Source organism: Bradyrhizobium sp. SZCCHNR3119, from assembly GCF_032487775.1.
Classification (GTDB): domain Bacteria; phylum Pseudomonadota; class Alphaproteobacteria; order Rhizobiales; family Xanthobacteraceae; genus Bradyrhizobium.
The window spans coordinates 974,859-994,403 of sequence record NZ_JAUEUV010000001.1 but is presented as its reverse complement, the minus strand read 5'-3'; the positions used below and the strand labels follow the sequence as shown (position 1 = coordinate 994,403).

Here is a 19,545-nt window from a genome sequence, read left to right as displayed (position 1 = left end):
GTGGTGCGGCACGAGCAGCGGCGAGTGGGCAAAGCAGCCGGTGGACAAAGCAAATCGGCTGCCCAAAAAAGGGAGTAATTTAGCTTCACTTTCGTCACCCGCCTTTATGCGGCGGGCCGTTGCGTTCGATCTCGAAATCGGTGGATGGACATGCCCGATACGATCCGCTCGCTCAACACGACGGGCTTGACGCCCAGAACCCAGCTCCAGCGATGGTCAGACGCACTGACCGATCTGTGTGGCCGATTTGACGTTGATCCGCTGGAGGGATCGTCATTCAACGGCCGGATTAACTACACGACGATGTCTCGACTGAAGCTTTGCCAGATCGAAGCGAGCCAACATCGCATCGCTCATACGCTGGCACGAGCCCGATCCACCGAGCATCCCTATATCAAGATCCTGTTCCAGACCTATGGCATCTCCTATTTCGAGCAGGATGAGCGGCGCATCGAAATCGGGCCCGGTGATTGTCTGGCCTATGACGTATCCAGCCCGCACACGATCGTCAGCCCCGGATTGACGCGCCATGAGGTCGTCATCGTGCCGAAGGAACTGCTTCACGAGCGCGGCTTTCGTTTGGACAAGATGGTCGCCTGCAAGCTGTCTGCCCGCAGTGGAACCGGACGGATTGCGCATGACGTCGCGCACGCCGCGTTTGACGAAGCCACAAAGCTGTCTCCGCACAGCGCGGTCGGCGTGGCGGAATCGCTGATCGACTTGCTGCTGCTGCCGCTGCGGGAAGCCGATGCGATGTTCGATCGCGGCGGCCCGGAGGCCATCTATATCCGCGCCCAGGCGTTCATCCGCGAGCACCTGCGCGATCCCGATCTGTGCATCGATGAGATTTCAGCGGCTCTTGGCTGTACCAAGCGCTATCTGCACATGGTGTTCAGCGACCGTGGCATGACCGTGAGCGATTATATCTGGCGCGCTCGGTTACAACACTGTCGTCAGGAACTCGAAACCCAGTCCGGCAAGACAATCACGGACGTAGCGTTCTCTTGGGGCTTTTCCAGCTCGTCCCATTTCAGCCGTGTGTTCCGGAAGTATTTCGGCGTGGTCCCGTCATCCGTCCACAAGGGCGGCCGCGCGGCGACGGCTGGCTGACTCTCTTGAAGTAACTCACGCTCTTGGCGCAGGCCCAACCGCCCTTGCCGCTCTTGTCATGCCGAGGGCGGCGCTATCGGGCGCCGCTGTGCAGCACCTTCTGGAATGCATCGCCCAGGATCATCGGCTCGCGCGGCGGCAGATAGGTGAGGCCGGCCGCGCGGCCGAGTTCGGGCAGGGTGCCCGCATCCTGCAGTTCCGAAATCGCACGATCCACCGAAGTCAGCAGATCCGGATTGCCGGCCAGGGCGACATAGCCGCGGTTGGCCCCAATCGGATAAAGATAGCCGGAGCCTATCAGCTTGGTGTCGGAATGGGCGGCGCGATAGGCATCGAAACGTCTGAGGTCGAGCAGGGTCGCGTCGAATCTGCCTTGCTCCAGCGCACCGAGCAGATCGTCGCGCCCGGGCACGACATGGGTAATGTCGTCGATCAGGCGCCCCTTGTCGAAGGTCATCAGGATCGCATCGGCAAGCGTACCGCTCTCGATTGCGATGCGCAGCCCGGCGAGATCGCCGATTCCTGCGACGTGCCGCTGCTTCGCGTCCGGACCCAGCACCACGGTGAGCGTCGAGAACATGTAAGGCTTGCTCGGCGTCAGGACGCCGAGCGGGACACGTCGACGCCGATCCTCCCGCGTGGCGCCGTCGAAGTCGGGCAACTTCGCGGTCTTGGCCCCCGGCACGACCAGCGCGTCCTGGGTGAAGGCATAGCCGCCGAGCAGTTCGCAACGACCGTCGGATAGCAGCGCATTGGCTTCGAGCGAAGGGCTCGAGTCCTCGTCGAGCTTGCTCTCGAACCATTGGATTTCGAGTTGGCGGCCGAGGCGATCGGCCACGGCTTGCGCGAGTGCGACATCGAAGCCCGCGCCGGGTTTGCCCCGGTGGTGTGCCGAGAGCGGTGGCAGGTCCTCATCCAGGCAGACCCGCAGCGGCTTGTCGGCGGCCTGCACCGGCAGGAGCGTCGTCAGCAGGAGGGCGGCGGAACAGACCGCTTTCAACGCGCTGCTCATTGCGCCCTCCGACTGGACACATAGGCCCAGAGCGCCGCGATGTCGTCGTCCGTGAGAATGTCGCCCCACGGCGGCATACGGCCGTTCTTCCCTTGCTTCACCGTCGTGACAAAGCGCGGCGGGTCATCGGGAAACCGCCGGAGGTCAGGCGTGATGGTGCCAGAATTGACCATGTTGGGACCGTGACAGTGCGAGCACTTCTGCGCGAACGTCATCTTGCCCTGGTCGATTTTGCCGTGCGCTTCGCCTTCGTCCTGTTGCTGCTGGGCAACCGCGGTCGTGCAAAGCACGACGGCAATCGCCCCGACGGCGGCGAAATGCGCCGCCGTCGACATCAATGCATCTATCTTCACGGGCATTCCATACTTAGTTCTTGACCGCGAAGACCCAGAGAGAACCGCCGGCCGGAACGTTGGCCAGGCGCTCGTCACCGGAGAATAGCGAGTAGACGCCGCCGTAGCCTGACGTGACCGCGACATACTGTACGCCGTCCTGCTGCCAGGTCACGGGTTGCCCCTCGATCCCCGAGCCGGTCTGGAACTGCCATAGCTTCTTGCCGCTGTCGGCGTCGAAGGCTTCGAATTCGCCGGTCAACTGACCTGAGAAGACGAGGCCGCTGGCGGTCGACAGCACGCCTGAGAAGCGCGGAATATCGCTCGGCTGCTCCCATTTGCTCTTCCCCGTCATGGGATCGATCGCCTTGAGCTGACCGCGCGGACCATTACCCCATTCCCAGAGGTCGGTCAGGTCCATGCCGAGATACCATTCGCCAGCCTTGTAGGTCGCGGGCTCCGTCTTGTAGTGACCGCCGAACACCAGCGTATTGGCATAAGCCAAGCCTGTCTGCGGATTATACGACATCGGCTCCCAGTTCTTGCCGCCGAGAATCGACGGGAAGACGACGACCTTCTTGCCTTCCCGCGCGTCTCGCGTGACGTCGGTCTCGATCGGCTTGCCGGTCTTCATGTCGATGCCGGAAGCCCAGTTCACCTTCACGTATGGATTGGCAGCCAGCAGCTTGCCGTCGGTGCGATCGAGCACATAGAAGAAGCCGTTGCGGTTGGCGTCCATCAGCACCTTGGTCGGCTTGCCTTCGACCTTGATGTCGGCGAGCACCATTTCCGCGACCGAATCATAGTCGAACGGGTTGTTCGGCGAGAACTGGTAGTGCCACTTGATCTTGCCGGTCTTCGGATCGAGCGCCAGCACCGAGCAGGTGTAGAGGTTGTCGCCAGGACGTACCGCTGCGTTGAACGGGCCCGGGTTGCCGACACCCCAATAGACCGTGTTGAGCTCGGGGTCATAAGAGCCGGTGATCCAGGTCGAGCCGCCACCAAGTTTCCAGGTGTCGCCCTTCCAGGTGTCGCCGCCGGGCTCGTCCGGGCTCGGCACCGTATGTGTCCGCCACAAATGCTTGCCCGTCGCCGGATCCCAGCCGTCGATGAAGCCGCGCGTGCCGAACTCCGCTCCGGAAACACCGGTCAGCACGATGCCGTCCGCCACCAGCGGCGCGACGGTCATCGAATAGCCTTCCTTGATGTCGGCGGCCTTCTGCCGCCATAGCTCCTTGCCGGTCTTCGCGTCGAGCGCGATCACATTGGCATCGAGCGTGGTCCGAAAGACCTTGCCGTCGAACAGTGCGGCGCCGCGATTGATGATGCCGCAGCAGACGATACGCGGGGTCTCGGCCGGATATTCGATCTTGCTTTTCCAGATCTGCTTGCCGGTCTTTGCATCGATTGCCATCGTGGCGTTGTGCGTCGTGAGATAGATGACGCCCTGGTACACCAGCGGCTGCGATTCCTCGCTGCGGTCGTCGGCAAGGCTGTAATTCCAAACTGGGACGAGATTCTTGATGTTGTCCTTGGAGATCTGTGTCAGCGGGCTAAACCGCTGCAGATTATAGCCCATCCCATAATTCAGCACGTTCGACGTATCTGTCGCACCCTTCACCAACTGATCGGCGGTTTGTGCGTTTGCGCCAAACGATGCAAACATCGCGAGGCCAGCGGCCAGCGCAATCCGTTTCATTCATTTCCTCCCGAGTCTTTTCTCGCGCGCCTATTCTGACGCTGCACGCACAACACTCTGCTCGAAACGAAAAAGCGTCAATACGAAAACGTAAGCAGCGCAATTCGAGGCAGGGCAGTGACGACGCTGAGCCAGATGTACTTATTCCATTAGCTCTAACTCATTCCGCTCCTGGGAAAACGGAATTGGCATGATCGCACCGCCTCTGTGTTGCGATGCGACATGAAGCTTGATTCCTCGAATCTGGCGTTGCGCGAATGGGATCAGGCGTTGATGCAGCCCGATGTCCCGCGTCATGTTGTGGCGAGGCCGACGCCTATTTCGCGGACGAGATTCATGTGAGCGAGGGCAAGACCTATGCGGTCGTTACGGATGACCGGCCTGCTCCGGTCAGATCGGCGTGATTGCAGCCGGCTACTTCGGATTTGCCTGGAATCCTGTCGGCACCCTTCGCGACTCGCACTTGCGAAGGCGCGAACGCGCGACGAGCCTTGACGGCAAGTCCCAAGCGCTGACCCGATCTTGACGGATGTCAGGCCGCCGTGCCTTGAAGCTGCTGGACGAGTACGTCGTCACGGCACGGTTTAATGCAGCGAACGCGGACAGCGACGGAACCCTCGACGCCAGGGAGTTGGCGCGGCCGTCCGGGCAAAGGCTGGTGCCTCCGTTGCGACGATAGACGCTGAGCTTTCCGTGGCTTAGCCGCGGGTCTTGCGTTTGACTTGATGCGGTTCTAGCTTCAACATCGGTGCGATGAGCGCGCCAGAAATGACAGTGTCAGAACTTGGGAGCTTGAAATGGCCTGGAGAACCCCGAAGATCGTCGAAGTGCCGGTGGGCATGGAAATCAACATGTATGCCTGCGCGGCCCGCAAGTAAGCGGCTCGCAGATCAAAAATGAACGATCTGCCAAGCCCGACCGAGCCGGATTATGCTCACGAGGGCTTGGCAGTTTTGTTTGATATCGCGATCTCGCGCTTTAGTATTCAGACGCTCTGTGCTCAGACGTTTTGTGTGTCGAACAAGTAGAGATCGACGCCGCCATCGGCGAAATTCGGAAGATCTGCTGCTGCGGCCTTCCCTTCGGACGATCCCATTCCAGCCTTCAACGCGTCCATCGTGTCGAATGTCAGCGTCGCGACCAGATGGATATTGCTCGGACCCGCGGGCCCGGCGACCGGACCACGGCTGATATCATAGGCCGTCAGACCCGGAATCTTCTTTGCCAGCGGGATATGAATATTCGTGTAGTGCTTGTCGAATGCTTCGGCGCTCTTCGGCGTCTTGTACAGCACCAGAACTTTGGCCATTGCGTCATCCTCCCCGTTTTCTTCAAGTTATGATGACTGTTACCATCGCAGTCCTCGGTTCGCGGATCAAGCGCCCGCTCGCCGGCAGCGGAACGCGGATCTGTGATAGGCGGCGTTTATTCCGTCGGGCGTTAGAAACCCCATCGTCCCAAAATCGTATTTGGTATACTTACGTGAACGGGTGCGGCGGAAACTTGAGTTCCGATCAGCCGACTCCGCGTACGCTGATCGGAGCATCGAATTCAAAGCAGCACTGAAATCAAGGGTTTGCTCATGCTCTTCAATTCCGAAGTTGGCACATGAGCTTGCCCCGATAGGATACGAACTTCGGAATCGGAGTACTCACTAGCTTCGAAGGATTGCAGGCATGAGCCCAATCGACCTCGTCATCACCATCTGTGCGGTCCTTTCGCCGACCACTTGCGAAGAGACCCATCTCGTGTTCACCGATGGCGGCTCGCTGCGCCAGTGCGCGATGCAGGCGCCTCCCTATATTGCGCAGTGGGTCGGCGAGCATCCGAAATGGACGGCCGTGAAGTGGCGCTGCGAATATCCGCACAGCAACGATAAGGCCGAAGGTACGAGCGCAAATCCGGCGGGTTGAGCCGCGTTCGATCTCACTTCGTGCAGTCCTTCAGATCCTTGTCGGTGATCGAGACGATGGCGTCGGGCTTGATCTCGATGTCGCGCACGAAGCACTGCTTAGAGTCGGCATAGCTGACCTTGGCGTCATAGCGCCCCGGTTCGACGTCGGTGAGCCGCAGCCGCTCGTCGTGGTCGACCTCCTTGTCCTTGTCATTGAGGGTCTGATTCTGGCCCCAATTGTTCTGGCCCGTCGGGGACAGTTGAAAGCCGGTGATGGTTGCCGTCGTCAAATTCCAAAGACGGATGCCCTTGCCTTGCGCGAGCAGGGCAGCCGGCATGGTCAGACAAAAGGTTGCGGTGAGCGTCAATATTCTTGGCATCACGTCCTCCCGAACCGCGCTTCTTGTCCACCAGCTGTTATCGATGTGCGTCATTGTCCTGCAAGGTCCAATCGCGCCAGATCGGCCTTGGTCGCGGTGATCACCTCGTCCGTCCGCGCCGCACGTGGTGTCTGGATCGGGACGGCGTGGAGCAGACGGGCCGGGCGGGAGGACAGAAAGAACAGCCGGTCCCCGAGCCGCACCGCGTCTTCCAGACTGTGCGTCACCAGCAATGTGATCATCGGTCGGCTGCCGACCAGTGTCGCGATCTCCTCGCGCAGTCGCGAGGCCAAGGCTTCATCGAGCGAGGCCAACGGCTCGTCCAGGATCAGAAAGTCAGGTTCGACCGCAACTGCCCGAGCAATTGCCACCCGGCGGGCAAGACCGAGCGACAACTCGCCCGGATAATGCTCGCGGTGGCCGCTCAACTCGAGCACCGCAAAGATCGCATCGAGCTTGGCCGCATCGATATCGGGCGCCGCCAGGCGGACATTTTGCTCGACGGAGCGCCACGGCAACAGCCGCGGCTCCTGGAATACCATTGCTAGCCGGGCGGTCTCGGGGCGCACGACGTGACCTTCGAAATCGGAATCGAGACCGGCAAGAATCCGCAGCATCGTGCTCTTGCCGCAACCGGAGGGGCCGACAACGACGCCGACTTCGCCGGAATAGAGCGAGAACTCGATGCGCGCGAGCACCTCTTGCCGCTTGCCCGCGGCGTTCGTGAAGCTCTTGCCGGTGATGTCGACGTCAAGCCGCACGAAGCCGCCACCGCGATGCGCGCCGCTCGAACGGCTGTACGAATGAGGTCTCGATCACAAGCACGACCGCCGCGAAGCTCAAGGAATAGGTGAGCAGCAGCGGAATGTCGAACAGCTGAAAGGCCACGCCGATCTCGAAGCCGACGCCGTTCGGCCGCCCCAGCAGTTCTGCGACCAGCACGATCTTCCAGACCAGCGACAGCCCGGACCGCGCCGCGGCTGCAATGTAGGGCGCAAGCTGCGGCAGCAGCACGTGCCGGAAGCTGCGCCAGCGCGAGACGGCGAATACGTTCGCCATTTCGTCGAGCGTCGGGTCGAGCGCGCGGGCGCCTTCGCGCAAGGTAACGACCGCGGTCGGCAGCTTGTTGATCGCGATGGCGCTGATCGCTGCGACCTCGGTCAACCCCGCCCAGATATAGGCCAGCACGATCACCACCAGCGCCGGCAGGTTGAGCAGCAGGATCAGCCAGGGATCGCCGAGCCGATCGGCCAATCGATGGCGCCCCATCAGGTAGCCGAGCACGGAGCCGACGGCCATCGCCAGCGTGAAGGCGAGCCCGACGCGCGCCAGCGTCGCGCCAAGATGCAGGAAGAGTGCGCCGGACTCCGCTTCCTGCCGCACGACGCGGAGCACCGCGGCGGGGGGCGGCAGTTTGGCGCTGCCGGCGAGCGCGGCTGCGATCCACCACGTCGCTAAAAACAGCACAGAGGATACGAGCCGCAGCACCTCAGTCCCTCGGACCTAGATTGTAGTAGGTGCCGGGGCTGAGCTGCTCAGCGGGGCCCACCAGGTCGCGTCCGCCGGTCTCCGCCAGCACGCGATAGAGCAGGCGGGCATCCGCTTCTTCGTCGGCTATCGCGCGGCGCGGAATACCGTCTCGGTAGCGGTCGCGATAGGCGCGCAGGGTCGCAGCATCCGATGCGCCGGTGAGCGGTGCGATCGTGTCCCATTCGGCGTCGGAGCTGGCGAGAATGTTCTTGGCCTTTGCGGTCACGTCCAGGAAGCGCGCCATCAGGTCGCGATGTGCCTTGGCCCAATCCTCGTCAAAGACATAGCCGACCATCGCAACGCGTCCCTTGGCGCCGAATTGCGGCAGCAGGTCCTCAATGCCGATCAGGCGGCGAAAGCCCTTGGCTTCGAGCGCGGCACAGAAATTCCAAAAGTTGAGGCCGGCGTCCATTTCGCCATCAGCCATCTTCGCCGCGAGCAGAGGCGGCGCACCATAAGTCACGGTCGCCTGCGATTTGAGATCGAGGCCGCCGCGCTTGGCTGCCGCCTGCAGCAACAGCCAGCTCTTGTCGAGCGGCCCTCCGGCCACTGCGAGCTTGTGGCCCTTCAGATCTGCAAGCTGCCGGATCTGCGAGGACGGCGGGATCATCACGGCGCCGAGCGCGCTCGAATAGGGATAGAACTGCAGCCTGGCGCCGAGAGCTCGTTCCCGCGACACCCACAGCCAGTCGGAGACCATCAGGTCGGCGTTGCCCGCGCGCAATGCGACCTTGCCGGCTTCCGGACTTGCCAGTTCGATCGCCTCGATGGCGAGGTCGGCCTTCTTGTCGAGACCGTGCGCCCGGATCACCGCCAATTCCCAGGCAAAGGTCCCCGTCTTTTGCACTGCAACGCGAATCGTGTCGGCGGCGCCACATGCCGAGATGGGGGCGGCGGCGCAGATAAAAAAACCAAACAACAAACCAAGGAGCTGCTTCATCAGGCGGTACGCCGTTTCCGTCGGTATCGTCTTTTCAGACCATCAATCATAGCATAGCTTCCCACGTGTACCGCGGGAGGACCAGTATGACGTCTGCTGCTTCACTACGACCGATCGTCGCTGCATGGGTTATCCTGACCGGCATGGTTGTGGCGGCGCATGCCGAGGATATCAACGACTATCCGACCTCGGCGCGGGCCGAATATGTCTTCGGCTGTATGAAGGCCAATGGCGAAACGCGCCAGGCGATCGAGCAGTGCTCCTGCTCGATCGACGTGATCGCCTCGATCCTTCCCTATGACCGCTACGTCACCGCCGAGACGGTGCTCAGCATGTCGCAAGTGCATAGCACTCTCGGCGCGCAGTTCCGCACGTCCGAGCAGGCGACCAACGCTCTCAACGATCTCCGGCGCGCCCAGGCGGAGGGCGAGGTGAGGTGTTTCTGAGCTCGTTCCGCGCTTCCCCATTACGTGCCTGAGCCGTCGACCGGCCATTCATGCTCGAAGACGTGGCCCTGGGTGTCCTTGGCCTCGGCCCGGAATCGCTTGGCGCCATTCGACACATAAGTGAAGCGGATGTTCGGATCTTCCGAGATCGAGATGCCGCCCTCCATCGCGAGCACCAGACTGTCGTCCTGAGACAGGCGCAACTGGTCGATGAAGAAGGCCGGGATATAGAGCTGGGTGAGCTGGTCCATCTGCAGCCCGGAATTGTTGGGATGGCCGATCATCACCTGCGCCTCGCGCGTGCCGCTCGTGGCGCCGTCCGACGCCTGCGTAAACTGCCGGTAGCGCATCTGGCCGATATGTGCCTTGGCCTCCTCGGGGTTCTTCGCTGCGGGCGCCGAGCAGCCGCCGGAGGCCTTCACATAGATCTTGGTCACGTAAAGCTGGCCGTCGCTGAGTTCGGCGACCGCATGCACGTTCGTGTAGTTGTTGACCCGCACGCGCGTCGAGATCGCCGTCACGTTGGCGTCCGGGCCGAGGGTGAATTTCGCGGCCATCGGCGCCGGGTTCTGGTCGATCACCAGCGTGATCGTCTTGATGCGGCGGCTATCGGTCGGACCAAGCTTGCTCTGCAGGGTGACGGGCACGACCGAGGCATCTTCCGCGCGCGCCGGCATGTCGATGGCGATCACGTCACTGCCATCTTGCATCGGGCGATTGCTGAAGATGTCCTGCACCAGGCCCGGCCAGGGGTCATAGCTCTCGGCGGCCTTCGCAGGTGCGAAGGCAACTGCGAGCAGGGTGCCGAGAAGCGCAGCGGAAAAGGGGCCGAAGCACAACCGTGTCATGTCGCGTTCCTCCTGATCTCGTGAGGTCAACTCCCACCATAGCGTGGGGTCATCGTCATTCCCATTCAAGTTCCGAAAACGCCGCAGTGGCGTTGCGGGCGTGATAATCGTCGAACAGCTCCCAATTCGGACGCTCCGAGGCGCCCGCCGTGGCGGCGTCGGCGATCGGCCGGCCGCGCGCGATCAGTCCTCTGATGTCACCGGCCAATATGTCGAGGTAACGGCGCTCATCCGCCAATGCTCCAGGCCATGGGCTCACGGGGCCATGGCCGGGCACGACGCGCTCGGCCTGAACTGCGGACAGCCCCGCCATATCGCCGAGCCATCCGCGCAGGCTGCCATCGACGACCGGAATATGGCGCAAGAATACCAGATCGCCGGAAAACAAGATCCGGCTTTGCTCGTCATAAACGGTCAGATCGCAGTCGCTATGCGCCGTATTCCAGGCTTTCAGGACGATGGTTCTGCCCCCGAGATCAAGGGACTTGCTGTCATCCACGAGTACGGAAGGGGAAACGAGACGGACCTCGTCGACCAGTTTCGCGCCCATGATCTGCCGGAAGGCTTCGATGTAGTGGGGCCCGCGCACCGCCAGCGCGCGCGGCAGGTTCTTGGCCCCGACGAATGTCGTGCCTGCCTGCTGGAACGCCGCATTGCCGAACATATGATCCGGGTGGGCATGGGTGTTGATGACATAGCGGATCGGCTTGTCGGTCCGCGCCCGGACCGCGGCGAGCAGTTGCCGTCCCTCGCGGACGCTGCCGCCGGTATCGATCACGGCGACCGCTTCGTTCCCGATGATAAAGCCGAGATTGGCGATCGCGCCTTCATTCTCCGCCGTCATCAGCGCGATCTGGCCGATATGAACGTAGACGCCCGGCGCGATCTCGCTGACATCGAGCTCCCGCTGCTGACCGCTGGCACGGGTGGCTGCGATGATTGCGAGGAGTGCGACGAGACAAACGCGGAGGCGAGTCATGGTTTCGCTCCGATGCCGTGACACGAACGTGACGAATGGTGCTGTTTGCACTGCAGCAGATACTCACGCCTTCGCGATGATTTCGCCTGTTGCGCGCGCCGATGCTGCAGCTTAGCATTTTCAAAAAACACGCTTTGCGCGCAACGGGGACGGAAAGAATAATGATGGAATGTCAGACCTATGTCCGCTCTTTGATGGCTGTCGCCGCGGGCCTTGCCTTGCTCGGCTCTTGGGCAGCGTTTGCGCAGAGTAGCGACCACGCCGATCTCTCGATCGAGCTCGTCGATCCCAATGTGCTGCGCGTCTGTGCCGATCCGCGCAACTTGCCATTCTCCGACGAGAAGGGCCAGGGTTTCGAGAACAAGATCGCCGAGCTGTTTGCGGCGAAGCTGCAGAAGAAGCTGGACTACGCGTTTTATCCGCAGGCCACCGGCTTCGTGCGGATGACGCTGGGCTCGCATCGCTGCGACGTCATCATGGGCTTCCCCCAAGGCGACGAGCTGGTGCAGAGCACCACCCCCTATTACCGGACGTCCTATGCGATCGTCACCCGGCAGGGGTCCGATCTCGGCGACGTCGCGACCCTGGAAGATCCGCGACTGAAGGGCAAGCATATCGGCATCGTCGCCGGCACGCCGCCGGCAACCAATATGGCTGCTGCCGGCCTGATGACGACCGCAAAGCCCTATCCGCTGATGATCGACACCCGCGTCGATTCGTCGGCCGAAGCCATGATCAAGGACCTGAAATCCGGCGAGATCGACGCCGGCGTGTTGTGGGGACCGATGGCCGGTTATTATGCGAAGCAGGCGAACCCGCCGTTGCACGTGACGCCGCTGATCAACGAGACGACCGGACCGAAGCTGGTCTATCGCATCGCCATGGGCGTCCGCGCCACGGACGTGAACTGGAGACGCCAGCTCAATCGGCTGATCCAGGAGAGCCAGCCGGACATCAACAAGATCCTGCTGGAGTTCGGCGTGCCGCTTTTGGACGAGAGCAATCATCTGATCACCGCGGAGGCGGCGGCGAAGTCGCCATGAGCCGGCGACCGCTCCGCGTCGGCGTGGCCGCTGTGCTGCTGATCGCTGCCGCGCATGCGGACGACGGCGTTCGCGAGCCCGACGACTATCGCACCGAGAACTATCGTGCGCCGGTGCCGACGACGCTGGCCGGTGCGCGCGTACTCTCGACTGACCAAGCCGAGGCGATCTGGCGCGCGAAGTCGGGCGCTTTCATCGACGTGCTGCCGCGTGCGCCCAAGCCGAAGAACCTGCCGGCGGGCACCGTCTGGCGCGACCAGCCGCGGCAAGACATTCCCGGCAGCACCTGGCTGCCCGATACCGGCTACGGTGTTATCGCGCCGGCGACCGAAGCCTACCTGAAGCGGGGGCTTGAGCAGGCCTCCGGCGGCGATCGGGCGAGACTTCTGGTGTTCTACTGTCTGGCCAATTGCTGGATGTCGTGGAATGCCGCCAAGCGCGCTTTGTCCTATGGCTACGCGAACGTCGCCTGGTATCCCGAAGGCACCGACGGCTGGGCGGCTGCGGATCTGCCGTTGGCCGAGGTGCAACCGGAGCCGCGGTCGGAGGAGTGAGCTGGCAAAGAATACGGTGCGCGACCTCTCCCCGGCAGCGGGGCGAGGTCGCATCGGTGCCGCTATGGGAACGAGCTCAACTCGACCTGTGCGATCGGCTGGCATCGGTCGGCTACTCCATGTCCTGCTGGATCTCGCGCGCAAGCGCGAACAGGCGCTGGTCGATCGTGGTCGGCACCTCGCAGACGAATTTCAAGACCCGCCTGCGGTCCTCGAAGATGCGGGTCTCCCAGGTCAGCTGATTGCTGAGCTCATCGACCTTGGCCTGGTCAGGCGAAGGGGCGCTCTGCAGCTGCTGGAGCGTCGTCGTATCGGCCCTGACCTTCTCGACCGCCTCGCGCTGTTTGCGCATGGTGCGCTCGAGCCCGTTCATCACCGTGGTCCGCTGTGCATTGAGCGTATCGAATAGCCCGGCGAACAACAGCTTGCCTTTGCGGGTCTTCTCCTCGGGCGTGCCGGTGAGGAAATCTGCGATGTCCTTTTGCGCTTCCTCCAGCGGCGTGCGCCGCGCCGCCAGCTTGCTGACCAGTGCGGAGACCTTGGCGTCGTCTTTCCAGCTGGTGCCGACATCGTCGAGCGGCGGTCCGGTCCAGACTGCGGCAATCGAAATGTCCGGAACCTTGGCCTGCGGGCAGGGCCAGTCGGGATAGCGCGGGTCGGCAGCAAGCCCCGCCCGCGCCGAAGCCAACACGGCAATGGCCGCCATCAAAATCTGCCGTCTCATGTTTCGCCTCCGGGAGCGCGCCGGACGAAGCCGCGCGACGGATCATAGGCCAGGATCGCGCCGATCATGAAGGCGGCGGTGCAGCCGGCGACCACCGCGAGCGAGATCCAGTTGATCTTGCCGTAGAGCGCAAAGCGGATGAGCTCGACCGCGTGGGTGAAGGGATTGGCCTCGCAGAGATAGGCGAGCCACGGGCTACCTTCCTCGACCCGCCACAGCGGGTAGAGAGCGGAGGAGGCGAAGAACATCGGGAAGATCACGAAGTTCATGACGCCTGCGAAATTCTCGAGCTGCTTGATCCCGGAGGAGATCAGCATGCCGAGCGCGCCGAGCATCAGGCCGGAGAGGATCAGCGCCGGCAACACCGTGAGATAGCCGATCGGCGGCGGCGTGATGTCCCAGAACCAGGCGATCAGCAGGAAGGCGTAGACCTGCAGCACCGAGACCGCGGTGCCCGCTAGCAGCTTGCAGAACAGAAGATACCAGCGCGGCAGCGGGCTCACGAGCAGCGTGCGCATATTGCCCATCTCGCGGTCGTAGACCATCGACAGCGAGGATTGCATGCCGTTGAAGAGCTGGATCATCGCCATCAGGCCGGGCGCGATATAGACCTCGTAGAGAATGTAGGTCTCGTAAGGCGGGATGATCGAGATGCCGAGCACCTGCCGGAAACCGGCGGCAAAGATGAACAGCCAGACCAGCGGCCGCACGAGCGCCGAGACGAAGCGCTCGCGCTGATGCAGGAAGCGCAGGCCCTCGCGCCAGACGATGCCGGTCAGGCAGGTGATGTACTCGCCGGCCGAGAAGCCGCGGCGCGGCGAATTGAGTGTGGTCACGCTCATGGTTCAGAACTCCGCAGCGGGCTCGGCTGCGTGGTGAGGCGCGCGAAGGCGGCATTGAGGTCGGAGGCGCCGGCTTCCGCCACCACGTGCTGCACGGGCCCTTGCGCGAGCACGCGGCCCTGATGCAAGACCACCAGATCGTCGCCTTGCGCAATCTCGTCGAACAGATGCGTGGCCCAGAGCACGCCGATGCCTTGCTCGGCCACCAGCTGCCGGACGTGACTGACGATGTCGGACCGTGCCTTGACGTCGAGCCCGACCGTCGGCTCGTCGAGTAGCAGCAGGCGTGGCCGGTGCAGCAGCGCGCGGGCGATCTCCAGCCGACGCATCTGGCCGCCGGAGAGATCGCGCGCCTTGTTGCCGGACCGGTCGGCAAGCCCGATCCGCGCCAGCAGTTCGTCGGCGCGCGCGCGTGCCTCGCGGCGCGAGATGCCGTGCAGGGCCGCGTGATAGAGCAGGTTCTGCATCAGCGACAGATCGAGATCGAGCGTGCGCGGCTGGAACACGACCCCGAGCAGGCGCAAGGCCTCGCTGGGTGCTTTCCCAATGTCATGACCGAAGATGCCGATCTGTCCGCTTTGAACCCCGAACAGCCGCGTGATCAGCGAAAACAGCGTGCTCTTGCCGGCGCCGTTGAGGCCGAGCAGAGCGGTGAAGCTCGCTGGCTGCACGTCGAAACTGACATCGTCCAGCGCCTTGCGCGCGCCGTAGGAGTGACTGACGCCGGCAATCGACAGCGCGGACACGGCACCTGGCGCGGGCTGCTGCGCCGCGGTTGACATCTGGTCGATGGCGGAGGCGTCGCGCGTCATCATGGCTGTGCAATCGTAATGCCCCAGGGCAGTTCGCCGACCTGGATGGTCTTGATCACCTTCTGTGCGGCGACGTCGATCACCGAGACATCGTTGGAGACGCCGTTGGTCACGAGCAGATATTTCTCGTCCGGCGTGAACGCCATGTGCCAGACGCGCTGGCCGACCAGCAGATATTTCTTCACCTCGCGACTGGCGGTATCGACGACGGCCACGCGGTTGGCAGGGCCAAGCGCGACGAAGGCGGTTTTGCCGTCCTTGGTGATGCCGATGCCGACCGGCTGGATCGCTTCGTTGCGTAGGCCGGGAATGGCGAATTTGATCTTGCCGATGACCTCGTGCTTGGCCGGATCGATGATCGAGACTGCGCCGCCGATCTCGGCGGAAACCCAGAGCTCGGAGCCGTCCCGCTTGAATTCGGCAAAGCGCGGCCGGGCGTCGACCAGCACATTGGCGACGATCTGGCGCGTTCCGGTGTCGATGAAATGCGCCATGTTGGTGGTTTCGGACGTGCAGATCAGGGTCTTGCCGTCGGGGCTGACGGTCATGCCCTCGGGCTCGACTCCCACCTGGACGTCGCCGATGCGCGCCCGCTTCGCAAGGTCGATCACGGTGACCGTGTTGTCGTTCTCATTGGCGACATAGAGCGTCTTGCCGGCGGCATCCTGGGTGAACAGTTCGGGATCGGGACCGGAGGGCAGGGTGTCCGTCACTTCCTGCGTCTTGGTGTCGATCACCTGAATGGTATCGTCGTCGCCGACGGCGACCATGACGAACTTGCCGTCACGGGTGAACTCGATGCCGCGCGGCCGCTGCCCGACCTTGATGGTCTTGGTCACCGTCCAGGAGTCGGTATCGATCACCGAGACCGTGTTGCCCTTCTCATTGGAGACATAGGCGACGAAGGCGGACGCGGGAGCGACCGTCATGAGCCACAGCGCTCCGGCCAATGAGATCCAAATTCTTGCAACAACTTTATCGGCCGACATGTCCGGATCACGCCTCACTGCAATTTGCATTTGGTTTCGGGGCGGTCGCCCCCGAGCGTGTCGAGCTCGGAGACCTGGTGCAGGAAACCTTCCTGCGGCGAGACCGAGACGATCATGCGTCCGTCGCTTAAAAGAATGGGTTGGCGAAGCTGCAGGTTCCAGTCGCGCAACGTCAGGCGCGTGCCCTTGAAGGCGGCGATCGAGAAGTTCGGTCCCTTCATGAAGTCGACGAGCGCCTTGGGATCCCCGGAATTCACGCGCGAGGCGGCTTCGCCGATCATCCGCACCGCGGTCCAGGCCTGCATGTCCAGCGCACTCATGCGCCGCGAGGCCAATTTCACGAACCGGTTCTGCAGCTGGGTCGCGCCCCATTGATCTTGCGCGGGATCCCAGCTGGTGGGCTTTAAGCCGGCCGAGCCGGCCACGGGACGGGGATCCCAGGTGCGATAGGGTAAGTAGGACGCAAAAACCTCGCTCTCGTCCGCGGCAACCAGCACGTCGTAGGCCGGTGCGCGCTGGGTGAAGACCGGCATCTGGCGCTGGATCAACGTCATGCCGGAATCGGTACGGCGGGCGCCGCCGGTGTCCTCGAAGGTGCGCTCCTCGACGATCTTGGCGCCGAAGCGGGTGGCGGCGCGGCGCAACGCATCGGCAAACAGCTTGTCATTGTCGTGCGAGCCGGTCACCAGCAGCCAGCGCTTCCACTGCTTCCAGACCAGATATTGCGCAAGGCCATCGGCCAGCATGGAGCGGGTCGGCGCGACATGGATCACATTGGCGCGGCAGTCCTGCTCGCGCAGGCGATCGTCGGTGGCGCCGACGTTGAGAAGCGTGACGCCGCGCGGACGCAGCGCGTCAGCGACCTTCAACAGCGCGTCGGCCGGCAGATCGGCGAGAATGAAGCCGGTCTTGGCGGCGAGATCGTTCGCGGCCTGCGTCGGATCCTCCTCGTCCTTCACGCGATGCTCGAGCAGGGTGAAGCGCTGGTTGAGGAACTTCCCGGTGGTGTTGTTGTCCTCGATCGCGAGCCTTGCGCCGGCAATGCCATCATCGGCGGCCGGCTGGTCGACCGGCGACAAGGTCTGCGGCACGGTTGCGCGGCCGAGATAACCAATGGCAATGTTGACCGGCTCCGCCGCTGCCGCGCCTACGGCGAAGGCAACTGCAGCGAAGGCGACAAGGCTGATCGCACCGATCAGCGACCGGATCATATGTCCTCCCAATGGTCCTGCCTCCGCTTCTCACTGAGCGTTTGCCCTTGCAACATGACCGAATTGGCCTAGCTTGCAACCCCACTTTTGTTCGCACTACGCCATTTCGGATCACGACCGTGAAATCTGTTCTTCTGCTGACCGCGATGATGCTGCTTGTTGCAGCCCCGTTGCGTGCCGAACCGCCGAAGGTCGCGGTGTTCGACTTCGAACTGATCGATAGCAGCCTGCAGGGCGAGATGCAGGGACCGCGGCAGGACGAAGCGGCCCGGCTGGCGCGGGCTGCGGAACAGTTGCGCAAAGCATTGCAGGAGTCGGGCCAATATCGCGTTCTCGATATCGAACCGGTGAAGAGTGCGGCGCACAATAGCAATCTGCAGGCCTGCGGCGGCTGCGACATCAAGCTGGCGGCGCAGCTCGGGGCCGATCTCGAGATCACCGGCGTCGTGCAGAAGGTCTCCAACCTCATCCTCAACATGAACCTCTATCTGCGCGACGTGCGCAGCGGCCAGCCCGTTGCGGCGATGAGCGCCGACATGCGCGGCAATACCGACGAGTCCTGGTCGCGCACCATGGCCTGGCTGATCCGCAACCGCATGCTGGCGGCGAACTACGGTCTGCCGCAGAAGCAATGAAGTGATCTGAAATCGACACGTGACAACGATCGAACGCAACAACACGTTCTCGCGGCGCGATTCGCGTCCGAGCTTTGCGTTAGCGCGGCCCTCTGAAGGAGAGGGCGCCGGGAAGGCCGGGTGCTGGTCGCACCCATGGCCCGCCTGCAAGAAAAAAGCAGGCGGCAGTCACCACAGGTACGAGCCGGACACGCCGGCCTTCCCTGCGCGATGGTTTTAACGCTTATGTCGCGCTCTCCTCGGTGTGCCGGGCTTGTTAGCCACCGTCACCGGCAGGAATCATCGCCTGCCGATTTAGCGCCAGCGTCGGGGCGCCAGGACCACGCAATTTCGCCGTCCGCATCGGTGCCGTTCGCCTGCATGAGCGATCATGCTGCGGCCCCGACGCGTCCATCGCATCCCGCGCTCGACGTCCGTGACGATCGCGATCCGCCCCTCTTGTGAGCGCGAGACGGGCGGAATGATCGTTCTGATTTGCCCGACACGGCAAGGTTTGATGCCTGCGACAGATTGGCACGACGGGCAAAATGGCTGGCCTCCGTCCATGGCGACCTGCCACGTCATTGCGTACGTCAGCTAAGCAATCCAGCCTGCACGGGGATTCTGGATTGCTTCGGAGCTTACGCTCCTCGCAATGACGCCGAGCTTGTCGACACCGGTCCGGGTGACGACGGCTGCTTCCGTTTCCGGGCTTATTCCTCAGCTCCCGAGCCGCGCGGCGTGCCAGCGCAGATGATCCGCCATGAACGTGGAGATGAAGTAGTAGCTGTGGTCGTACCCCTCCTGCCGACGCAACAGCAAACGGATGTTGGCCTTCTCGCAGGCGGCCTGCAACAGCTGCGGGCGAAGCTGCTCGGTGAGGAACTGGTCGGCATCGCCATAATCGACCAGGAGGTCGGAGAAGTGTGCGCCGTCCTCGATCAGCGCCACCGCATCGTGCTTGCGCCATGCCGCCTTGTCATCGCCGAGATAGCCGCCGAGCGCCTTGATGCCCCAGGGCACCTGCGACGGCGCAACGATGGGCGAAAATGCGCTGGCCGCGCGATAGCGATCGGGATTGCGCAAGGCGACCGTCAGCGCGCCGTGCCCGCCCATCGAATGGCCCATCACCGATTGCCGTCGCGGGTCGATCGGAAAATTGGCGGCGAGCACGCTCGGCAGTTCCTCGGTAACATAGCTCCACATGCGATAATTGCGCGCATACGGCTCCTTGCTGGCATCGACGTAGAAGCCGGCGCCAAGGCCGAAATCATAGGCATTGTTGGCATCGCCCGGAACGCCCTCGCCGCGCGGGCTGGTATCGGGCGCGACGAACACCAGGCCAAGCTCGGCGCAGGCGGCGCGGAATTCGCCCTTCTCGGTGACATTGGCGTGGGTGCAGGTCAGGCCAGACAGATACCAGACCACCGGCAATTTCGCGCCCTCCGCATGCGGCGGCACGAACACCGAGAAGGTCATGTCGGTCTTGGTCTCGGCGCTGGCGTGCCGATAGACGCCCTGCGTGCCGCCATGGGATTTGTTGGTCGAAACGGTGGTGAGCGTCATGATGTCGTATCCTGTTGAGT

The 19,545-nt window shown here is 63.0% G+C and carries 23 protein-coding genes and 1 pseudogene; 8 read left to right on the top strand and 16 right to left on the bottom strand.

Features of this window, described 5'->3' with window-relative positions; all coding sequences use genetic code 11:
- The first annotated feature begins 150 nt into the window (after positions 1-150).
- On the top strand, positions 151-1,110 hold the full coding sequence (locus QX034_RS04810) for a helix-turn-helix domain-containing protein (protein WP_315704968.1): 960 nt from the start codon (positions 151-153) through the stop codon (positions 1,108-1,110).
- Between the two features lie 73 nt (positions 1,111-1,183).
- Here the strand turns inward: QX034_RS04810 and QX034_RS04805 are convergent, their stop codons facing one another.
- Genes QX034_RS04805 through QX034_RS04795 form a run of 3 tightly spaced genes read right to left on the bottom strand, consistent with a single transcriptional unit; the run spans position 1,184 to position 4,153 of the window.
- Positions 1,184-2,122 carry a transporter substrate-binding domain-containing protein gene (locus tag QX034_RS04805; RefSeq protein ID WP_316195030.1) on the bottom strand — a complete coding sequence of 313 codons (939 nt, stop codon included), beginning with the start codon at positions 2,120-2,122 and terminating at the stop codon, positions 1,184-1,186.
- A complete protein-coding gene (locus QX034_RS04800) occupies positions 2,119-2,457 on the bottom strand; it encodes a cytochrome c (RefSeq protein WP_315704708.1) in 339 nt (112 codons plus the stop codon). Before QX034_RS04800 ends, QX034_RS04805 begins: the two co-directional genes overlap by 4 nt.
- A 31-nt stretch (positions 2,458-2,488) precedes the next feature.
- Entirely contained in the window at positions 2,489-4,153 is a 1,665-nt protein-coding gene (locus QX034_RS04795; protein ID WP_315704707.1) for a methanol/ethanol family PQQ-dependent dehydrogenase, read from the bottom strand.
- A 556-nt stretch (positions 4,154-4,709) separates the two neighbouring features.
- Between QX034_RS04795 and QX034_RS04790 the strand changes: the two are divergent.
- Positions 4,710-4,832, top strand: a pseudogene (locus QX034_RS04790) (calcium-binding protein); the annotation flags it as partial.
- A 118-nt stretch (positions 4,833-4,950) separates the two neighbouring features.
- A complete protein-coding gene (gene pqqA / locus QX034_RS04785) occupies positions 4,951-5,031 on the top strand; it encodes a pyrroloquinoline quinone precursor peptide PqqA (protein ID WP_083841505.1) in 81 nt (26 codons plus the stop codon).
- Positions 5,032-5,153: 122 nt separating this feature from the next.
- Here pqqA and QX034_RS04780 read toward each other — a convergent pair whose 3' ends face one another.
- Positions 5,154-5,462 carry an EthD family reductase gene (locus tag QX034_RS04780; protein ID WP_315704706.1) on the bottom strand — a complete coding sequence of 103 codons (309 nt, stop codon included), beginning with the start codon at positions 5,460-5,462 and terminating at the stop codon, positions 5,154-5,156.
- Positions 5,463-5,829: 367 nt separating this feature from the next.
- Between QX034_RS04780 and QX034_RS04775 the strand changes: the two genes are divergently transcribed.
- Positions 5,830-6,066 carry a hypothetical protein gene (locus QX034_RS04775; RefSeq protein ID WP_315765338.1) on the top strand — a complete coding sequence of 79 codons (237 nt, stop codon included), beginning with the start codon at positions 5,830-5,832 and terminating at the stop codon, positions 6,064-6,066.
- A 13-nt stretch (positions 6,067-6,079) separates the two neighbouring features.
- Here QX034_RS04775 and QX034_RS04770 read toward each other — a convergent pair whose 3' ends face one another.
- From QX034_RS04770 to QX034_RS04755, 4 genes are read right to left on the bottom strand one after another with little or no spacing between them, the layout of a single operon-like run.
- A complete protein-coding gene (locus tag QX034_RS04770) occupies positions 6,080-6,427 on the bottom strand; it encodes a hypothetical protein (RefSeq protein ID WP_316195029.1) in 348 nt (115 codons plus the stop codon).
- A 50-nt stretch (positions 6,428-6,477) separates the two neighbouring features.
- Positions 6,478-7,188, bottom strand: coding sequence for an ABC transporter ATP-binding protein (locus QX034_RS04765; RefSeq protein WP_315741952.1), 711 nt, complete (start codon positions 7,186-7,188; stop codon positions 6,478-6,480).
- Positions 7,178-7,915, bottom strand: a complete 738-nt coding sequence (locus QX034_RS04760) for an ABC transporter permease (protein WP_315741951.1) — start codon at positions 7,913-7,915, stop codon at positions 7,178-7,180. The genes QX034_RS04765 and QX034_RS04760 overlap by 11 nt, the downstream gene beginning before the upstream one ends.
- 1 nt (position 7,916) lies before the next feature.
- The gene (locus QX034_RS04755) at positions 7,917-8,897 is read right to left on the bottom strand and encodes an ABC transporter substrate-binding protein (protein WP_316195027.1); all 981 of its coding nucleotides are present in this window, start codon (positions 8,895-8,897) and stop codon (positions 7,917-7,919) included.
- An 86-nt stretch (positions 8,898-8,983) separates the two neighbouring features.
- On the opposite strand from QX034_RS04755, the gene QX034_RS04750 reads away from it, so the two are divergent.
- A complete protein-coding gene (locus tag QX034_RS04750) occupies positions 8,984-9,343 on the top strand; it encodes a hypothetical protein (RefSeq protein ID WP_409977572.1) in 360 nt (119 codons plus the stop codon).
- Between the two features lie 20 nt (positions 9,344-9,363).
- Here QX034_RS04750 and QX034_RS04745 read toward each other — a convergent pair whose 3' ends face one another.
- Both QX034_RS04745 and QX034_RS04740 read right to left on the bottom strand, forming a co-directional pair.
- The gene (locus QX034_RS04745) at positions 9,364-10,191 is read right to left on the bottom strand and encodes a quinoprotein dehydrogenase-associated SoxYZ-like carrier (protein ID WP_316166400.1); all 828 of its coding nucleotides are present in this window, start codon (positions 10,189-10,191) and stop codon (positions 9,364-9,366) included.
- A 55-nt stretch (positions 10,192-10,246) separates the two neighbouring features.
- Positions 10,247-11,170 (bottom strand): quinoprotein relay system zinc metallohydrolase 2, encoded by a 924-nt coding sequence (locus QX034_RS04740; protein WP_315741949.1) that lies wholly within the window; start codon positions 11,168-11,170, stop codon positions 10,247-10,249.
- A gap of 194 nt (positions 11,171-11,364) precedes the next feature.
- Between QX034_RS04740 and QX034_RS04735 the strand changes: the two genes are divergently transcribed.
- A complete protein-coding gene (locus QX034_RS04735; protein ID WP_409977581.1) occupies positions 11,365-12,213 on the top strand; it encodes a substrate-binding domain-containing protein in 849 nt (282 codons plus the stop codon).
- A complete protein-coding gene (locus QX034_RS04730; protein WP_315704697.1) occupies positions 12,210-12,767 on the top strand; it encodes a PQQ-dependent catabolism-associated CXXCW motif protein in 558 nt (185 codons plus the stop codon). The genes QX034_RS04735 and QX034_RS04730 overlap by 4 nt, the downstream gene beginning before the upstream one ends.
- A 112-nt stretch (positions 12,768-12,879) precedes the next feature.
- Here the strand turns inward: QX034_RS04730 and QX034_RS04725 are convergent, their stop codons facing one another.
- From QX034_RS04725 to QX034_RS04705, 5 genes are all read right to left on the bottom strand, one after another.
- A complete protein-coding gene (locus QX034_RS04725; protein WP_315704696.1) occupies positions 12,880-13,491 on the bottom strand; it encodes a hypothetical protein in 612 nt (203 codons plus the stop codon).
- Positions 13,488-14,333 (bottom strand): ABC transporter permease, encoded by an 846-nt coding sequence (locus tag QX034_RS04720; protein ID WP_315704695.1) that lies wholly within the window; start codon positions 14,331-14,333, stop codon positions 13,488-13,490. Before QX034_RS04720 ends, QX034_RS04725 begins: the two co-directional genes overlap by 4 nt.
- Positions 14,330-15,115, bottom strand: a complete 786-nt coding sequence (locus QX034_RS04715; RefSeq protein ID WP_315704966.1) for an ABC transporter ATP-binding protein — start codon at positions 15,113-15,115, stop codon at positions 14,330-14,332. The genes QX034_RS04720 and QX034_RS04715 overlap by 4 nt, the downstream gene beginning before the upstream one ends.
- 29 nt (positions 15,116-15,144) lie before the next feature.
- Positions 15,145-16,074 (bottom strand): YVTN family beta-propeller repeat protein, encoded by a 930-nt coding sequence (locus tag QX034_RS04710; protein WP_315704694.1) that lies wholly within the window; start codon positions 16,072-16,074, stop codon positions 15,145-15,147.
- Positions 16,075-16,148: 74 nt separating this feature from the next.
- Positions 16,149-17,345 (bottom strand): ABC transporter substrate-binding protein, encoded by a 1,197-nt coding sequence (locus tag QX034_RS04705; protein WP_315704693.1) that lies wholly within the window; start codon positions 17,343-17,345, stop codon positions 16,149-16,151.
- 149 nt (positions 17,346-17,494) lie between these two features.
- On the opposite strand from QX034_RS04705, the gene QX034_RS04700 reads away from it, so the two are divergent.
- The gene (locus tag QX034_RS04700; protein WP_315704965.1) at positions 17,495-17,980 is read left to right on the top strand and encodes a DUF3280 domain-containing protein; all 486 of its coding nucleotides are present in this window, start codon (positions 17,495-17,497) and stop codon (positions 17,978-17,980) included.
- Positions 17,981-18,679: 699 nt separating this feature from the next.
- On the opposite strand, the gene fghA is transcribed toward QX034_RS04700, so the two are convergent.
- A complete protein-coding gene (gene fghA, locus QX034_RS04695) occupies positions 18,680-19,525 on the bottom strand; it encodes an S-formylglutathione hydrolase (protein ID WP_315704692.1) in 846 nt (281 codons plus the stop codon).
- Positions 19,526-19,545: the final 20 nt, after the last annotated feature.

Excerpts from the sequence above, each read along its gene's own strand:
- fghA (WP_315704692.1), bottom strand. The coding sequence starts at position 19,525 with ATGACGCTCACCACCGTTTCGACCAACAAATCCCATGGCGGCACGCAG.
- QX034_RS04700 (WP_315704965.1), top strand. The coding sequence starts at position 17,495 with ATGCTGCTTGTTGCAGCCCCGTTGCGTGCCGAACCGCCGAAGGTCGCG.
- QX034_RS04715 (WP_315704966.1), bottom strand. The coding sequence starts at position 15,115 with ATGTCAACCGCGGCGCAGCAGCCCGCGCCAGGTGCCGTGTCCGCGCTG.
- QX034_RS04795 (WP_315704707.1), bottom strand. The coding sequence starts at position 4,153 with ATGAAACGGATTGCGCTGGCCGCTGGCCTCGCGATGTTTGCATCGTTT.
- pqqA (WP_083841505.1), top strand. The coding sequence starts at position 4,951 with ATGGCCTGGAGAACCCCGAAGATCGTCGAAGTGCCGGTGGGCATGGAA.
- QX034_RS04710 (WP_315704694.1), bottom strand. The coding sequence starts at position 16,074 with ATGACGGTCGCTCCCGCGTCCGCCTTCGTCGCCTATGTCTCCAATGAG.
- QX034_RS04780 (WP_315704706.1), bottom strand. The coding sequence starts at position 5,462 with ATGGCCAAAGTTCTGGTGCTGTACAAGACGCCGAAGAGCGCCGAAGCA.
- QX034_RS04750 (WP_409977572.1), top strand. The coding sequence starts at position 8,984 with ATGACGTCTGCTGCTTCACTACGACCGATCGTCGCTGCATGGGTTATC.
- QX034_RS04810 (WP_315704968.1), top strand. The coding sequence starts at position 151 with ATGCCCGATACGATCCGCTCGCTCAACACGACGGGCTTGACGCCCAGA.
- QX034_RS04735 (WP_409977581.1), top strand. The coding sequence starts at position 11,365 with ATGGCTGTCGCCGCGGGCCTTGCCTTGCTCGGCTCTTGGGCAGCGTTT.
- QX034_RS04745 (WP_316166400.1), bottom strand. The coding sequence starts at position 10,191 with ATGACACGGTTGTGCTTCGGCCCCTTTTCCGCTGCGCTTCTCGGCACC.
- QX034_RS04720 (WP_315704695.1), bottom strand. The coding sequence starts at position 14,333 with ATGAGCGTGACCACACTCAATTCGCCGCGCCGCGGCTTCTCGGCCGGC.
- QX034_RS04805 (WP_316195030.1), bottom strand. The coding sequence starts at position 2,122 with ATGAGCAGCGCGTTGAAAGCGGTCTGTTCCGCCGCCCTCCTGCTGACG.
- QX034_RS04740 (WP_315741949.1), bottom strand. The coding sequence starts at position 11,170 with ATGACTCGCCTCCGCGTTTGTCTCGTCGCACTCCTCGCAATCATCGCA.
- QX034_RS04725 (WP_315704696.1), bottom strand. The coding sequence starts at position 13,491 with ATGAGACGGCAGATTTTGATGGCGGCCATTGCCGTGTTGGCTTCGGCG.
- QX034_RS04705 (WP_315704693.1), bottom strand. The coding sequence starts at position 17,345 with ATGATCCGGTCGCTGATCGGTGCGATCAGCCTTGTCGCCTTCGCTGCA.
- QX034_RS04755 (WP_316195027.1), bottom strand. The coding sequence starts at position 8,897 with ATGAAGCAGCTCCTTGGTTTGTTGTTTGGTTTTTTTATCTGCGCCGCC.
- QX034_RS04800 (WP_315704708.1), bottom strand. The coding sequence starts at position 2,457 with ATGTCGACGGCGGCGCATTTCGCCGCCGTCGGGGCGATTGCCGTCGTG.
- QX034_RS04775 (WP_315765338.1), top strand. The coding sequence starts at position 5,830 with ATGAGCCCAATCGACCTCGTCATCACCATCTGTGCGGTCCTTTCGCCG.
- QX034_RS04730 (WP_315704697.1), top strand. The coding sequence starts at position 12,210 with ATGAGCCGGCGACCGCTCCGCGTCGGCGTGGCCGCTGTGCTGCTGATC.
- QX034_RS04770 (WP_316195029.1), bottom strand. The coding sequence starts at position 6,427 with ATGCCAAGAATATTGACGCTCACCGCAACCTTTTGTCTGACCATGCCG.